The 253-nt window shown below is 63.2% G+C and carries 1 pseudogene; it reads right to left on the bottom strand.

What is annotated here, in order from left to right:
• Positions 1-253, bottom strand: a pseudogene (locus RMT89_RS44365) (integrase); the annotation flags it as partial.

Raw genomic sequence — 253 nt, 5'->3', positions numbered from 1 at the left:
CGTCAATTGCTTCCTCAATCACGGCATTCACTTCCGCTTTGAGCTTCGAGTACCCCCATGGAGGCCCACACCCGGCCGGCAACAGAGTGGTCAGCCTTGGGTCGTCCAGATAAGCGCGCAAGAACGCGTAGATCTGCGTGGCGCCGAATCCCAACTCGGCCGCGCCGGCAACAACGTCGGCCCGGGTGCGCGTTCGATTTTCCGCCAGACGACGGATCACCGGCAGACGACGCCGGGCTTCGTTCCAATCGGC

This window comes from Streptomyces sp. P17 (genome assembly GCF_032436805.1).
Taxonomy (GTDB): Bacteria; Actinomycetota; Actinomycetes; order Streptomycetales; family Streptomycetaceae; genus Streptomyces.
This window is presented reverse-complemented; position numbering and strand designations above follow the sequence as displayed.